This window comes from Kitasatospora sp. NPDC088783 (genome assembly GCF_044750705.1).
GTDB lineage: Bacteria > Actinomycetota > Actinomycetes > Streptomycetales > Streptomycetaceae > Kitasatospora > Kitasatospora fiedleri.
The window spans coordinates 60,154-75,222 of record NZ_JBIVKJ010000001.1; the positions used below are offsets into that span (position 1 = coordinate 60,154).

The 15,069-nt window shown below is 74.8% G+C and carries 12 protein-coding genes and 1 pseudogene; 11 read left to right on the top strand and 2 right to left on the bottom strand.

Translation table 11 applies throughout. From position 1 onward, the window contains the following. Window positions 1–99: 99 nt before the first annotated feature. Window positions 100–365: pseudogene (locus ACIP60_RS00270) on the bottom strand (DUF1330 domain-containing protein); the annotation flags it as partial. A gap of 359 nt (window positions 366–724) precedes the next feature. On the opposite strand from ACIP60_RS00270, the gene ACIP60_RS00275 reads away from it, so the two are divergent. From ACIP60_RS00275 to ACIP60_RS00325, 11 genes are all read left to right on the top strand, one after another. Further along, on the top strand, window positions 725–1,885 hold the full coding sequence (locus tag ACIP60_RS00275) for a lytic polysaccharide monooxygenase (RefSeq protein ID WP_400678592.1): 1,161 nt from the start codon (window positions 725–727) through the stop codon (window positions 1,883–1,885). Window positions 1,886–1,993: 108 nt separating this feature from the next. Continuing rightward, a complete protein-coding gene (locus ACIP60_RS00280) occupies window positions 1,994–3,241 on the top strand; it encodes a cellulose-binding domain-containing protein (protein WP_400678593.1) in 1,248 nt (415 codons plus the stop codon). A gap of 249 nt (window positions 3,242–3,490) precedes the next feature. After that, window positions 3,491–4,618 (top strand): nucleotide disphospho-sugar-binding domain-containing protein, encoded by a 1,128-nt coding sequence (locus ACIP60_RS00285; RefSeq protein WP_400679891.1) that lies wholly within the window; start codon window positions 3,491–3,493, stop codon window positions 4,616–4,618. A gap of 342 nt (window positions 4,619–4,960) precedes the next feature. Beyond that, entirely contained in the window at window positions 4,961–6,349 is a 1,389-nt protein-coding gene (locus ACIP60_RS00290; protein WP_400678595.1) for a cytochrome P450, read from the top strand. 68 nt (window positions 6,350–6,417) lie between these two features. After that, complete coding sequence (locus tag ACIP60_RS00295) at window positions 6,418–7,548, top strand: acyl-CoA dehydrogenase (RefSeq protein WP_400678596.1); 1,131 nt, start codon at window positions 6,418–6,420, stop codon at window positions 7,546–7,548. An 88-nt stretch (window positions 7,549–7,636) separates the two neighbouring features. Beyond that, window positions 7,637–8,920, top strand: coding sequence for a GNAT family N-acetyltransferase (locus tag ACIP60_RS00300; RefSeq protein ID WP_400678597.1), 1,284 nt, complete (start codon window positions 7,637–7,639; stop codon window positions 8,918–8,920). Beyond that, on the top strand, window positions 8,907–9,362 hold the full coding sequence (locus ACIP60_RS00305) for a type II toxin-antitoxin system RatA family toxin (protein ID WP_400678598.1): 456 nt from the start codon (window positions 8,907–8,909) through the stop codon (window positions 9,360–9,362). Before ACIP60_RS00300 ends, ACIP60_RS00305 begins: the two co-directional genes overlap by 14 nt. Beyond that, window positions 9,359–10,630, top strand: coding sequence for an aspartate aminotransferase family protein (locus ACIP60_RS00310; protein ID WP_400678600.1), 1,272 nt, complete (start codon window positions 9,359–9,361; stop codon window positions 10,628–10,630). Before ACIP60_RS00305 ends, ACIP60_RS00310 begins: the two co-directional genes overlap by 4 nt. Window positions 10,631–10,755: 125 nt before the next feature. Then, window positions 10,756–11,154: an acyl carrier protein gene (locus tag ACIP60_RS00315; RefSeq protein WP_400678602.1), complete on the top strand. Its 399-nt coding sequence runs from the start codon at window positions 10,756–10,758 to the stop codon at window positions 11,152–11,154. Next, a complete protein-coding gene (locus ACIP60_RS00320; protein WP_400678603.1) occupies window positions 11,151–12,404 on the top strand; it encodes a beta-ketoacyl-[acyl-carrier-protein] synthase family protein in 1,254 nt (417 codons plus the stop codon). The genes ACIP60_RS00315 and ACIP60_RS00320 overlap by 4 nt, the downstream gene beginning before the upstream one ends. An 86-nt stretch (window positions 12,405–12,490) precedes the next feature. Beyond that, entirely contained in the window at window positions 12,491–13,531 is a 1,041-nt protein-coding gene (locus ACIP60_RS00325) for an SDR family oxidoreductase (protein ID WP_400678604.1), read from the top strand. Between the two features lie 46 nt (window positions 13,532–13,577). Here the strand turns inward: ACIP60_RS00325 and ACIP60_RS00330 are convergent, their stop codons facing one another. Further along, the gene (locus ACIP60_RS00330) at window positions 13,578–14,534 is read right to left on the bottom strand and encodes a glycoside hydrolase family 11 protein (protein WP_400679894.1); all 957 of its coding nucleotides are present in this window, start codon (window positions 14,532–14,534) and stop codon (window positions 13,578–13,580) included. Window positions 14,535–15,069: the final 535 nt, after the last annotated feature.

The following is a 15,069-nucleotide window of genomic DNA, read 5'->3' on the forward strand; positions in this document are numbered from 1 at the left end:
ACGGCGACCGGGCCCGGCGCCAGTGCCGGGCGCGGTCGCCGCCGACGCGCGGGCCGCCGAGGGGGGGTGTCCGGCGCAGGTCCGACCGGACCCCGGTCGGTCGAGGCCCTCGACGATGCGGACGTCGCGCTCGACGCCGTTGGGGAGCACGGCCAACGCCTCTCGGTAGGCCGCGCTCTCGCGTGCCGCGACGGTCTGCTCGAAGCTGTCGAACTCGATCAGGACGGTGCGCTCGGCGAGTCCGGCCTCGTGCGCCACGACCCGGCCGTCACGGGTGAGGACCCGGCCGCCCTGCGGTCCGGGCGGTCGGGCTTCTCCGGGTACGACACGGCGCGGTAGACGCTGACCCAGTGGCCCTCGGGCATGGCACCTCCAGCGGAGGGGCGGGTCCATGGTGCATCCCGCTCACGGGTCTGCCCCGGACGGGGATCGGGTCGACGCTCTGCGAACCGGTCCGCCGTGGACCGGCCCGCCGTGAACCGGGGCCCCGCGCGGGCGGTGGCGCGGCGGACTCCCAACTCGTCTTCCTCCAGCCGGACTTGATCCATTCGGCCGCGCGGAGCCACCCCGTTTACACGCACTTGACCGCCCGTTACTTTGGGCCTTGGGAGCGCTCCCACAGAACCCCCCGCTCATGGCATGAGCATGGCTTTTCCCCAGTCAGACGGCCTGCCCGGCCGGGACGGCACGGGCGGGCCCCCTCCACCAAGGCGGTGAAAGTTTCATGTCACGACGCAAGACCTCATCGATCGTCGCGGCCCTCGCAACCGCGGCCGCGACGATCTGCGCGCTGCTGCTGGGGCTGCCCTCGGCGCACGCGCACGGCGTGGCGATCGTGCCGGGCTCGCGCACGTACCTGTGCTACCAGGACGGGCTCACCGGGACCGGTGCGCTGACGCCGACCAACCCGGCCTGCAAGGCCGCCGTCGCGCAGAGCGGGACGACCCCGCTCTACAACTGGTTCGCGGTGCTGGACTCCAACGCGAACGGACGCGGCCAGGGCTACGTCCCGGACGGCACCCTGTGCAGCGCCGGCAACAAGTCCCCCTACGACTTCTCCGCCTACAACGCGGCCCGCGACGACTGGCCCAAGACGCACCTCACCTCCGGTGCCGCGATCGAGGTCGACTACTCCAACTGGGCTGCCCACCCGGGTGAGTTCAGGATCTACCTGACCAGGCAGGGCTGGTCCCCGACCACCCCGCTGGCCTGGGCCGACCTGAGCCTGCTCACCACCGTCGCCAACCCGCCGCAGGTGGGCACCCCCGGGACCGACGGCGGCCACTACCGCTGGAACATGACCCTCCCGTCGGGTCGCAGCGGCCCCGCCGAGATGTTCATCCAGTGGGTGCGCTCGGACAGCCAGGAGAACTTCTTCTCCTGCTCCGACCTGGTCTTCGACGGCGGCAACGGCGAGGTGACCGGCATCCACCTGCCGACCTCCCCGTCCTCCCCGACGCCCTCGCCCTCCTCGCCGACGCCCTCGCCCTCCCCGTCCTCCCCGTCCTCCCCGGGCAACTCCCCCTCCCCGAGCCCCTCGTCCTCCCCGAGCAGCTCGCCCACCGGTCCGATGCCGAGCAGCGGCTGCATGGCGACGTACAGCGTCGTCAGCTCCTGGAGCGGCGGCTTCCAGGCCGCGGTCGAGGTGATGAACCACAACACCTCGCCGATCAAGTCCTGGACGCTCCAGTGGCAGACGGGCACCGGCACCACGATCACCAGCCTGTGGAACGGTGTGCTGACCACCTCGGGCAGCGGCGTGACGGTGAAGAACGCCGCCTACAACGGCACCATCGCGGCGGACTCCAGCACCACCCTCGGCTTCACCGCCAACTCCACCGGCAACAACTTCCCGACCGGCTCCATCTCCTGCACCGCCGCCTGACCCCCGCGCCCCGGTCCGGGCCCGCCGCAGCCCGCGGCCGGTCCGGACCGGGGCCCGCACGACCGTACGACCCACAGCCAACGTACCGACGACACAAGGAGGTTCGACATGGTGCGGAGTGACGCGAGCGCGCGCGGCGGTCGGCGCGGCCGGGAGGTGGTGTTCGCCGTGTGCACGGTGCTCGCGGTGGCCCTCGGACTGCTGACCGGGCTCGGCCAGCGTCCGGCCCCGGCCTGGGGCGCGGGCGGCGGGGCCTGCCAGGTCTCGTGGACGGGCAACCAGTGGACCGGCGGCTTCACCGCCCAGGTGTCGATCATCAACTCGGGTGCTGCGGTGAGCAGTTGGACGCTGACCTGGACGTTCGCAGCCGGTCAGCAGGTGACCTCGGGGTGGAACGCGCAGGTGAGCCAGAGCGGCACGGCCGTCACGGCGAGCAGCCTGAGCTACAACGGGTCGGTGGCCGCCGGTGGTTCGGTGGCCTTCGGGTTGCAGGGCACCTGGTCGGGCGGCAACCCGACCCCGACCGACTTCGCCTTCAACGGCGCCTCCTGCCAAGGCGGTTCGGCCACCGCGTCCCCGACCCCGTCCCCGACCCCGTCTTCCACCCCCAGTCCCAGCCCCAGCCCCACCCCCTCGCCCTCGCCCTCGGCCAGTTCCGGTGGGGGCTCCGGCTGTTCCGCCGCCGTGGTCTGCTCGGGCTTCGAGGACCAGAGCGGCAGCAGCCTGGGCGGTGACTGGACGGTCGCCGCCCCCGACTGCTCGGGCGCCGGCACGGTGACCGTCGACACCGCGGTCGCCCACGGCGGCAGCCGTTCGCTGCGGATCGACGGCCGGGCCGGCTACTGCAACCACGTGTTCGCGGCCACCACCAAGAACGTCTCCGCCGTCGGCCCCGTGGTCTACGGCCGGTACTGGGTCCGCCACACCACCGCGCTGCCGGCCGACCACATCGCCATGGTCACCATGGAGGACGCCGCCAACGGCAACAAGCACCTGCGCCTGGGCGGCCAGAACGGCGCCCTGCAGTGGAACCGCGAGTCCGACGACGCCACGCTGCCCGCGCAGAGCCCGGTCGGCGTCGCGCAGAGCGTGCCGCTGCCGGTCAACCAGTGGTCCTGCGTCCGCTTCGCCGTCGACACCACCAGGCAGTCCATGGACACCTGGCTGAACGACCAGCAGGTGCCCGGCCTGCACGACGACGGCGTCCCCACCGCGGACATCGACCAGCAGTGGCTCACCCGCACCACCGCCCCGCGGCCGACCACCCTGGACCTCGGCTGGGAGTCCTACGGCAACGGCGCCGACACCCTCTGGTACGACGACGTGGCCCTGGGCTCCGCACCGATCGCCTGCTGAACCGCGACACCGTCGTTCCCGCGGCTGCCGCGGCTGCCGCGGCAGCCGCGGCAGCCGTCACCGCCGCCCCGCCGGAGAGCAGACCGGGGCCGGTTCGGCAAGGGTTTCGGCAGAACGTCCGATTATCGATCGTACTGGAAGGGGTAGCTGAGGTTTCGTCAGTTAATGGATCGGGAGCGGCCGTACGGGGTACGGCCCGCTCCCGCGTGATTCCGTCGGCTGACGAAAGACCAGGAGACCACCGTGCGCATGCTCTTCACCGGACCGGCCGCGCCCACCCACCTGTTCCCGATGGTGCCGACCGCGCAGGCGCTGCGGGCCGCCGGGCACGAGGTGCTGTTCGCCTCGCCGGCGCCCTTCGACCAGCTCCGCCAGGCCGGGTTCCCGATCGTCGAGATCGGTGACGGCCGTTCGCTGCGCGACTCGTTCGAGGCGGTCACCCCCGCGGGAGAGTCCGTCCGCTACGCCCGGCCGCACCTGACCCAGGACGAGATCCTCGACCGGGCGGCGGTCGCCTTCGCCCACGCCTCCCGGGCCACCGTGGACGGCCTGTACGCCGTCGCCGACGAGTGGGGCGCGGACCTGCTGGTGCACGACTCCTGCCTGGCGTCCGCCCAACTGGTCGCCGCCAAGCTGAAGATCCCGGCGGCGCTGCACAACTTCGGCTTCACCTCCGGCCTGGACCTGGCGGCCCGGCTGGCCGACCACTTCACCGACCTCTACGCGGCGCACGGCGTCGCGGGACCGGCCGCCACCACCCCGCTGAACATCGTCCCGGAGTCGCTCGGCGGCGACCCCGGCGGGCTGCGGATGCGCTACCTGCCCTACAACGGCGGCGGCGTGGTGCCGGCCGACCTGCTGCGCCGCGGCGGGCGGGCCCGGGTCGCCGTCACGCTGGGCACCGTGGTCACCGAGGTGGACGGCGTGGACGCGATCGCCCGGCTGGTGGCCGCCGCCGCCGAGGTCGACGCGGACTTCCTGCTCGCCGTCGGCGGCGCCGACCTCGCCGCCCTCGGTACCCTCCCGGCCAACGTCCGGCCGCTGCCCTGGGTGCCGCTGGCGGAACTGCTGCGGGTCTGCGACGCGGTGGTGCACCACGGCGGTTCCGGCAGCGCGCTCACCGCCCTCCAGGCCGGCATCCCGCAGCTCGTGCTGCCCCAGGGCGCCGACAACTTCACCGTCGCCGACACCCTGGTCGCGGCCGGCGCGGGCCTGCGCGCCACCTCCGGCGACGTCGACACCGCCCTGCTCACCCGCCTGGCCACCGACCCGGCCCTGCGCGCCGCCGCCACCCGGCTGCGCGCCGAGAACGAGGCCCTGCCGACCCCCGCCGCGACCGTCCCCGCGATCGAGGCCCTGGCGGCCGACCGCCGCTGAGCCCCGGCCGGGGCCGCTGGGCGCCCCGATGCGCAGTCCGCCGTTGCCGGCGGCCGGGAACCGGCCTTTCCCGACCGCCGACGACGGCGGTGGCGGTGGGCGGGGCGGCGGTGGCGGAACGTGTGCGGAAACATGTGCGGAAACGGGCACGGGGAGGTCGTGGAAAGGGCGGGGAGAGAATGATCTGACGGGCAGTAATTCCTATCGCCGGATGGACACTTCAATCAATTCCTGGTGCGCGGGGTATTCGCATTCGGGTACTCTCTGTCCGAACGGCATGGAATTCCGGGTCGGTTCGACGGGCCTGGCGTGCGCGGCGGTGGGTGAAGGTGGGCGAGCTCGGTGAACGGTTCTGCGGCTGACCCGGAGGGGGCGGCGGAGGGAGCGTCGGCGGAGGTGCGGGCCGCCCTGGCGGCGGTCTTCGACCCCGGGCTCCGGGCCGATCCGTACGGGCCGCTGGCGGTGCTGCGCGAGGCCGCCCCGGTGCTGTACGACGAGGAGTCGGGGACGCGCTTCCTGACCGGGTTCGCCGACTGCCAGGCCGTGCTGGCGGGCCCCGACTTCGTGGTGCCGGACGGGCCGTGGCTGGCGCGGGAGCACCCCGAGTGGGCGGCCCGCCCGGCGGCGGACTTCTTCTACGCCTCGCTGCTGGGGACGAACGGGGCCGCGCACGAGCGGCTGCGCGGGCCGCTGACGGCCGTGTTCGGGCCGCGCCGGGCGGCGGAGCTGTCGGCGGGCGTGGAGAAGGTCGTCGACGAATTGCTCGACCGTTTCGAGGACGCCACCTCGGACGGCGGGGCGGCGGATTTCCAGGCGCTGGTCGGGTACCCGCTGCCGGTCGCCGTGGTCGGCGAGCTGATCGGCGTGCCCCGGGCGGAGCAGGAGCGCTTCCACCGGCTGGGGCGGGACGCCGCGCGGCTGCTGGAGCCGGTGCGCTCGGACGAGGACTGGCGGCGGGCGGACACCGCGGTGACCGCGCTGCGGGAGTACTTCACCGGCCTGCTGCGCGAACGCCGCGCCCGCCCGGCCGAGGACCTCGCCTCCGCGCTGCTGGCCCGCGAGGGGGCGGCCGGTTCCGCCCCTGCGCGGCGGGTCCGCGAGCCGGCCGCCGGTCCGTCCGGCGGACGCACGCGGCCGTCCGGCGGGCGCGCACGGCCCTCCGCCGCCCGCGAACGGCCGCCCGCCGAGAACGGACACCCGCTCGGCGAGCGGGAGTTGGCGGATCTGCTGCTGCTGGTCTTCGTCGCCGGGTTCGAGACCACGGCCGGCCTGCTGGGCACCGCGGTGTCCGCGCTGCTGGCCCACCCGGAGCAGGCCGCGCTGCTGCGGGCCGACCCGGGGCTGCTGCCCGGCGCGGTCGAGGAGGCGCTGCGCTGGGACGGGCCGGTGCTGATGACCGAGCGGCTGGCCGCCCGTCCCACCGAGGTGGGCGGGGTGGCCGTCCCGGCCGGGGGCAGCGTGACCGCGGTGCTGGGCGCCGCGAACCGGGACCCGCGCCGCTACCCGGACCCGGACGCGTTCCTGGTCACCCGCCCGGACGTCCGCGTGCTGAGCTTCGGCGCCGGGCCGCACTACTGCTTCGGCGCGGCCCTGGCCCGGCTGGAGGCGGCCGTCCTGCTGGGCCGGCTGTCGGCCCGCTTCCCCCGGCTCGCCCCGGCCGGCCCGCCGGTGCGCCGCGCCTCCGCCTGCCTGCGCTCGTTCGACGCGCTGCCGCTGGCGGCCACCGGCTAGCGCCGCGCCGGTCGCCCGCCGAACGACCCCAGGCCGGGTCGTACCGCCCCTCCCCGAAGGACGTGCCCGTGAACTTCCTGCACCGCGAACGCGCCGAACTCGAAGCGCTCATGCCCGGGTTGGACCGGGCGCTGGCCCGCCACCCGCTGGCCGAACTGGAGCAGGCGCCCAGCCCGGCGATCGCCGCCTTCAAGGAGGCCGGCGGCCCCGGGCTGCTGGTGCCCGCCGCCCACTCCGGCGCCGGGGCGAGCGCGCTGCAGGCCGTCCGGGTGCAGCGCGCGGTCGGTGCCCGCTGTCCCTCGCTCGCGGTGGCCACCACCATGCACCACTTCTCGGTCGCGGGCCTGGTCGAGGCCGCAGAGTACTCCGACGGCCCGGAGGGGATGCTGCTGGAGACCGTCGCCAAGCAGCGGCTGCTGGTCGCCTCCGCCTTCGCCGAGGGCCGCCCGGGCCGGAACATCCTCACCCCGCACCTCACCGCCGAGCGGCGCGGCGACCGGATCGTGCTGAACGGCAGCAAGATGCCGTGCAGCCTCTCCCGCTCGATGGACCTGCTGACCGCCTCCGTCGCCCTGCCCGGCCCGGACGGCGTACCGCGGCTGGCGGTCGCGCTGATCCCGGCCGACAGCCCCGGCATCACCGTCCACCCGTTCTGGGGCACGCCGATCCTGGCGGGCGCCGAGAGCGAGGAAGTCCGGCTCACCGAGGTCGAGTTGGACCCGAGCATGGTGGTGGCCACCGAGGTCACCGCCGACGCGGTGCCGGACGCGCTCAACGTCGCGGGCTTCCTCTGGTTCGAACTGCTGCTGACCGCCGGCTACCTCGGCGTCGCCAGCGCCCTGGTCGAGCGCGTCCTCCGGCGTCCCGGCGCCGACCGGGACGACCCGACGCCGTACCTCGTCCCGGTCGAGGGCGCGATGCTGGCCGTGGAGGCCGTCGCCCGGGCGATGGCCGAGGAGGAGTGGGACGAGGCGCTGCTGGTCCGGGCGCTGACCGCCCGCTACGCCGCGCAGGACGCGATCGCCGAGACCACCCGGACCTGCCTGGCCGCGCTCGGCGGAATGTCCTTCATCGGCTCGCCGGACGGCGCCTACCTCGCCTCCGCCGCCGTCGGCCTGACCTTCCACCCGCCCGCCCGCACCAGGATGGCCCGCCCGCTGCGGGAGTACCTGGACGGCCGCCCGCTGCGGATCGGCTGAACCGGTGGAACGGGCGGACGCGCCACCGGCCGATCGTTCGGACGCGCCACCGGCGGAGCGGTCGGACGCGCCACCGGTCCGGCTCGAAGTGCTGCGCAGCATCGACCAGTTGCCGCCCGGCAGCTGGGAACGGCTGGCCCCCGCGGGCGACCCGATGTGGTCCCGGAGCGTCTTCCGCGCCCTGGAGCGCAGCCGGATCGGGCCCGCCGGGTACGCCTACCTGACGGTGCGTCGGGGCGGCGAGACAGTCGCGGTGCTGCCGCTCTGCCTCTTCCCCGACCTGTGGCTGGACCGGATCGTCGGCCCGCACGAGCGCCGCCTGCTCGCCCCGCTGCGCCGCCTGGCGCCCCGCCTGCTGCGGGTGCCGATGCTGTTCTGCGGACACCTGCTCGGCCAAGGCCACGTCCTGGCGGCCGAGCCGCTCGACGGGCCGACCGGGCGGCTGCTGGTCACCGCCGTCCTGGACTTCGCCCGGCGCGAACGGCTCGGCACCGTGGTCTTCAAGGACTTCGCCGGGCCCGACCTCGCCCCGCTGCGCGCCCCGCTCACGGAGGCCGGCTTCTTCCTCGCCCCGAGCCTGCCCGACACCGAACTCGCCCTGCCCACCGACTCGTTCGAGCAGTACCTGGCCGCCCTCCCGGCCAAACCGCGCCGCAACGCCCGGGCCAAGATCCGCCGCTTCGGCTCCCGTCCCGGCCTGCGGATCGAGGTACTGGCCGCGTTCGACCACCTGCTGCCCGACCTGCTCGCCCTGTACGGGCAGGTGATGGACCGCGCCGACCAGACCCTGGACGTGCTGGACCACGCCTTCCTGGCCGCCCTCGCCGCCGACCCGCTCAGCCGCCTGGTGGCCTGCTTCGAGGGCGAACGGCTGGTCGGCTTCCTGCTCTGCCTCTTCACCGCGCAGCCCGGCGCGGGCGGTGCGGGCGGCGCGGGCGGTACGGAGAGCGCGGGCGGTGCGGAGAGCGCGGGCCGCGAAGGCGGTGCGGGGGGCACGGGTGGCACGGGCGGCGCGGACGGGATCGCGCCGGGGGCGACCGGGGCCCGGATCGGCCTGGACTACCGGCTGGCCCACGACGCCGCGCTCTACCACAACCTGCACTACGCGGCCGTCCGGCTGGCGATGGACACCGGCTGCCGGCACATCCGCTTCGCCCAGACCGCGTACCTGCCCAAGGTGGAGATGGGCTGCGCGCTGATCGAGCAGTGGCACGCGATGACCCACGTCCGGCCGCTGCCCCGCGCGGTGCTCCGCCGGCTCCTCCCGCCCGCCCTGGCCGCCGCCCGCGCCCAGGCGCTGGACCCGCCCGGCGGCACCGGCCCCGCACCCCGTCCCCGCACCGAAGAGAGGCCCCCGCATGCCGCACGTTGAAGTGGAACTGCCCGTCGCCGCGGCGCCCGAGGACGCCTGGCCGGTGGTGGTGGACGTCCTCGGCTACCCCGACTGCATGGAGAGCGTCGACTCGGTCGAACTCGTCGAGCAGCCCGACGAGCGGCACCGCACCACCGCCTGGTCGGTCCGGCTCAAGGGCTCGGTGCTGCGCTGGACCGAGGCCGAGGTGATCGACCACGCCGCCCGCCGCTTCGACTTCGAACAGACCAGCGGCGACCTCGGCGCGTTCACCGGCCACTGGTCGGTGTCGCCCGCGCCCGACGGCGGCAGCACCGTCGCCCTGCACGTCGACTTCGACATCGGCATCCCGCTGCTCGCCGAGATGCTCAACCCGGTCGCGGCGGACGCCCTGCGCGAGAGCGCCGCCCAGATGCTCGGCGCCCTCGAACAGCGGCTCCTGCTCCAGGGGGCCGCCCGGTGACCACCACCGTCCCCGGCACCGCCACCGACCCCGCGGTGGTCTTCGACCGGCTGCGGCGCCACCTCTCCCCGAAGCTCGCCCTGACCGGCGGCTTCGCCGGGCGCGGCGCGGTGGAGGCGGCCGGCGAGGGCTGCCGGGTGACGCTCTCCGACGGCCGGACCGCGCTGGACTTCGGCTCCTACGCCGTCACCCTGCTCGGCCACCGCCACCCCGCGGTCACCGCGGCCGTCCGCGCCCAGCTGGACACCATGCCCACCGCGACCCGCAGCCTGGCCAACCCGGTCACCGCCGAGGCCGCCGCCCGGCTCAGCGGCTACCTCGGGGACGTCCTCCCGAAGGTGTACTTCGGCCTGAACGGGGCCGACGTGGTCGAGGTCGCCGTCAAACTGGCCCGGCTGGCCACCGGCCGCCCCCGGGTGCTGGCGGTGCGCGGCGGCTTCCACGGCAAGTCGCAGGGCGCCCTCGCGCTCACCCACAGCCCGCTCTACCGCCGGGGCCTGCTCGGCTGCGAGGTGGACGTGGTCCACGTCGACGCCGAGGACCCGGCGGCGGTCGGCCGGGAGACCGCCGGCGGCCGGGTGGCCGCCGTGGTGCTGGAACCGGTGCAGGGCGAGAACGGCGCCCTGCCGCTGCCCACCGGGGTGCTGCGGCAGTGGTGCGCGGACGCGGCCCGGCACGGCGCCTTCGTGATCGCCGACGAGATCCAGTGTGGCCTGCGCCGCTGCGGCGAACGCTCGGTCGCCCTCGCCGACGGGCTGCCCGTCGACGCGGTCCTGCTCGGCAAGCCGCTGGGCGGCGGCGTCGTCCCGCTCTCCGCGCTGCTCTGCTCGGAGCGGCTGTACGCGCCGCTGGCGGCCGACCCGTTCCTGCACTCGGCGACCTTCGGCGGCCACCCGCTGAGCTGCGCCGCCGTCCCCGCCGCCCTCGAAGCGATCGAGGAACTCGCCGACCACGGACGCGAGTTGGCCGCCCAGCTGGACGCCGCACTGACCGGCCTGCACGAGCGCCACCCGGACGTGGTGCGGGCCGTGCCCGGCCGCGGCCTGCTGCGCGGCCTCGACTGCGCCTCCCCGCAGGCGGCCGGCGCGATGGTGCTCGAACTGGCCGCCGCCGGGCTGCTGGTCTCCCCGTGCCTGAGCCGCCCGACCACCGTCCGGCTGCTCCCGCCGCTGATCGGCACGGCGGCCGAACTCGCCGAGGCGACCGCCATCCTGGACGCCGCGCTCACCGCCACCGGACGCACCCTGCGGACGGGCGGCACCGGCTGACCCCGGGACGCCGGGACGCCGGCTGAGCACGCCCGGCGCACGTGCACGGGCACGGACACCGGCCGACCGCGGCCGGTGCGGAGTACGGAGCAAGCCGCCCGGTGCGGCGAAAGGAGCGAACCCAGGTGCCCACACGAGAGGAACTGGCCGTGACGGTCAGGGCGGTCATCTCCGACGTCCTCGGCACGGACCCGGACGAGCTGCGGGAACGGACCAGCCTGGCCGAGGACTACGGCGTCGACAGCCTCGAACTCATGGAGATCGGCGCCCGGTTGGAGCGGACGCTGCGCCTGCGGATCGACCCCGACGACCTGGTCTCGGCCCGCGACGTCGGCCACGCCATCGACCTGCTGCGCGCCCGGCTGGACGACCCCGCGACCGCCGCGCCCGGCAGCCGGCTGCACGGCGCGGTGATCGACCTGTCGGCCCCGGCACCCGTCCCCGCCCCGCCCGTCCCCGCCCCGCCCGCCGCCGTCGCCGTCACCGCCGCCCCCACCGTCCCGGTGTCGGAGGGCCCCGCGTGAGCCCGCAGGACCGGCACCCCTCGGGCGGGCACCGGGTCGCCGTCACCGGCATCGGCGTGAAGTCCCCGGCGGGCAACAGCCTCGACGAGGTGTTCGCCGCGGTGCTGGCCGGCCGGTCCGTCGCGGCCCGGGTGGACCGGCTGGTCGAGGCCGACCTGCCGGTCCACTTCGCCTGCCTGGTACCGGAGTTCGACCCGGAGCGCTACCTCAGCCGGCGCGAGGCCCGGCAGATCGACCGCCCGGCCCAACTGCTGCTGTGCGCCGCCGACGACGCGCTGGCCGACGCCGCCCTGCCCGCCGACCGCCGGCCCGACCGGATCGGCGTGCAGATCGGCACCGGCATCGGCGGGCTGTCCAGCATGGAGGCCGCCACCGCGGGCTTCGTCGACCGCCCCCGGGACCTGCCGGTGCACACCGTCCCGCGCACCATGGCCAACTCGCCCGCCTGCCGCATCGCGCTGCGCCACGGCTTCCAGGGCGTCTGCACCACCTACTCCAGCGCCTGCGCCAGCGGCGGCACCGCCCTGGGCGAGGCCGCCCGGCGCATCCGGTACGGCGAGCTGGACGTGGCGGTGGCCGGCGGCGTCGACGCGGCGGTCAGCACGGTGGTGATGGGCGCCTTCGCCCGGATGCGCGCGCTCTCCACCCGCAACGACCGGCCCGCCCTGGCCAGCCGCCCGTTCGACGCCGACCGGGACGGCTTCGTGATGGGCGAGGGCGCCGCCGTCCTGGTGCTCGAACGCTGGGAGTCCGCCCGGGCCCGCGGCGCCGTCATCCACGGCGAGATCGCCGGCTACGCCGAGAACTGCGACGCCTTCCACATCGCCGCCCCGCACGAGGACGGCGAGGTCGCCGCCCGCTGCATGCGGCAGGCCGTCGCCGACGCCGGGCTCTCCCTCGCCGACATCGGCCACATCAGCGCGCACGGCACCTCCACCGTGCCGGGCGACCGCGCCGAGGCCCGGGCCATCGAACGCTGCTACGACGGCCAGCCGCCGCCGGTCACCGCGGTCAAGGGCGTCACCGGCCACCTGATCGGCGCGGCGGGCGCGCTGGCGGCCGCCCTCGCCCTGCGCAGCGCGTCCCGCGCACTGGTGCCGCCGATCGCCAACCTGCACGACAGCCCCGAGGGCGGCCGGATCGACCTGGTGCACGGCGCGCCGCGCGCCCTCGCGCCCGCGCCGGTGCTCTCCAACGCCTTCGGGTTCGGCGGCCAGAACTCCTGCCTGGTGCTCGCGCCCCCGCCCTGAGCCGCCCCCGTCCTGACCCACCCCCCGTCCTGACCCCCCGTCCTGACCCACCCCTCCAGCAGACCTCCAGCAGAGGAACCAAGCAGATGCGAGTCCTTCTCACCGGGGCGACCGGAGTGGTCGGCACCGAACTCGCCCACCAACTGCGCACCGTGGCCGCCGCCCACGGCCGCCCGCTCGACCTCGTCCCGGTCGCCCGGCGCGGCGGCGGCACCGCACTGCCCTGGCGGATGGGCGCCGAACCGCCGCCCGCCGCCCTCGCCGGGCACTGGGACGTCATCGTGCACGCCGCGGCCAGCACCCGCTGGACCCTCGGCCGGGACGAGGCGGTCGCCGCCAACCTCGACCCGCTGCGCGCCGTCCTCGCCCTCGCCGACCGCGACACCCACCTCGTCCAGGTCTCCACCGCGTACGTCGGCGGCGAGCGCAACCCCGAGGACCTGCGCGGCGCCGAGTTCGAGGGCTACCGCAACGGCTACGAGTGGTCGAAGGCCCGCTGCGAGGAGATCGCCCGCGACGAGCACCCCGGACCGCTCACCCTGGTCCGCCCGCCGCTGGTGGTCGGCCGCCGCACCACCGGCGAGATCGCCCGCTTCTCCGGCCCGTACACCATGCTCCAGGCCCTCGTCTCCGGCACCGCCGCCGTGGTGGTCGGCGACCCGGCGGGCCACGCCGAGATCAGCCCCGTCGACGAGGTCGCCGCCGCCCTGACCGCCGCGGTCCTGGACGCCCCGCCCGACCGGCCGCGCACCGAGGTGATCGCCGCCGGCCCCGACAGCCTCGACCTCGACACCCTGCTCGACGTCATCTGCACCACCCTCAACGACTTCCGCGCCGCGCACGGCGTCACCCCCGTCGAACGGCCGCCGCTGGTGTCCGTCGACAGCTGGGAGCGCTTCTTCCTCCCGCTCTCCGACCAGTACCTCTCCCCGATCCAGAGCCAGGCCGTCAGACTCCTCGCCATGTTCCAGAGCTACACCAGCATGCGCCGCCCCTTCGAACCCACCTGGAAGGTCCCCGACCCGGCCGCCGCCATGGCCGCCTCCGTCCGCCACTGGGCCGAACGCCGCCCCCGCCTCGCCCTGGCCCGCCCCGAACCCTGGACCCTGCTCGGCCCCGGCCGCTGAGCGCACCCGCCGGTGCGCCCGACGGCCGGGGCCGGGGGAGTCGTGATCAGCTGGTGGTGCAGGTGGCGGTGGGCCAGGTGGTGGAGCCGTTCTTCATGATGGTCATGCCCCAGGTGTTGCCGGAGCCGTTGGGGGTGGCGACGAGGGTCTGGGCGTCGGGGTAGGTGGTGGTGGCGTTCCAGGTGGAGCTGACCTTCTCCGGCGAGGGCACCTTGACGGTGACCTTCCAGGTGCTGGAGCCGGTGACGGCGACGTTGAGGTTGTAGCGGTCGCTCCAGGAGGTGCCGGCGGAGAGGGTGGCGGTGCAGCTCCCGCCGCCGGTGCCACCGCCCCCGGTACCGCCGCCCCCGGTGGAGGAGCCGAGGGTGAGGTTGGAGCTGCCGCTGCTCTGGTAGCCCTCGGTGGCCAGGATCTCGTAGTTCATGCTGCCGAGGTTCATGCCGTACTTGGCCCACGCGTCGAAGTGGTTGCCGACCGTGATGGTGCCGCCGGTCCGCTTCGACTGGCGGACGCTCCAGTACTGGTTGAAGGTCTTGTTGCCCTCGATGGAGGGGGCGTTGACCCGGGTGGTCTCGTAGATGTCGTAGGTGCCGCCGTCGCTGGTGACGGTGCCCTTGTAGGTGCCGGTGGGCTTGTACGAGCCGTAGTTCTCGACCACGTAGTACTCGACCAGCGGGTTGGTGGTCCAGCCGTACAGCGACAGGTAGGCGTTGCCGCTGGTGCTCCAGGTGCCCGAGTAGGTCACCGGGTTGCGCGAGCCGGTGCTCCAGCCCTTGCCGGCCACGAAGTTCCCGGCGTTGGTCCAGGAGGTGCTGTAGTTGCCGCCGCCGTTCAGGGACATCGAGGCCGCACCGCTGCCCTCGGTCCAGAACGAGTAGAAGTACCCGCCGTCGTTGCCGGTCTGGTTGCTGGTGACGGTCGCGGCGTCGGCGGTGCCCGGCAGCACCACGACCGCCGCGAGGGCCAGCGGGAGGACGCGTGCCTTGCGGACCAGCCGCCACATCCGGCCGGCTCGGGGGCTCTTGGGGTGGGGGAGTGTCACGAGGGGATCCGTTCTGCGAGGGGTGGGTGGGGGTGCCGCGCCGCGCTGTCCCTGATCCAGCGTCAACAGGCGTGCGCCGGACGCGGATTGGCGCGTACGGCCCGGGCCCTGGGCCGTACGGACTTGTCGACGGCGACAGTGTTGGGCGGCGCTCGACGGGCTGTCAACGCTTTCGACAGGACTTCCGAATGCGTCGGCCGCCGCCTCGGCGGGGTGTGGTCGGTGAAATCACTGGTGGGGGCGGGTTTTTCCGGCTTCCGGCCTCCGGTGTCGAGCGCGGGTCATGCGGTTTCGATGGCGTTCGGCTGGTCAGCGCGGCACAATTTTCGGCAACATGCTTTCGAAACTTTCGAAACCGGGGAGGGGTGGGCCGGGGCTCCGGAGCGGTTCGGTAGGAGGGTGGGAATTCCCCGGGGAGGGCGGCGCGGATGCGACGGGATTTCCCTGGCGGGGAATTATTTCCGCCGCGCTCGATTTCTTGTGGTGCGTACACGGT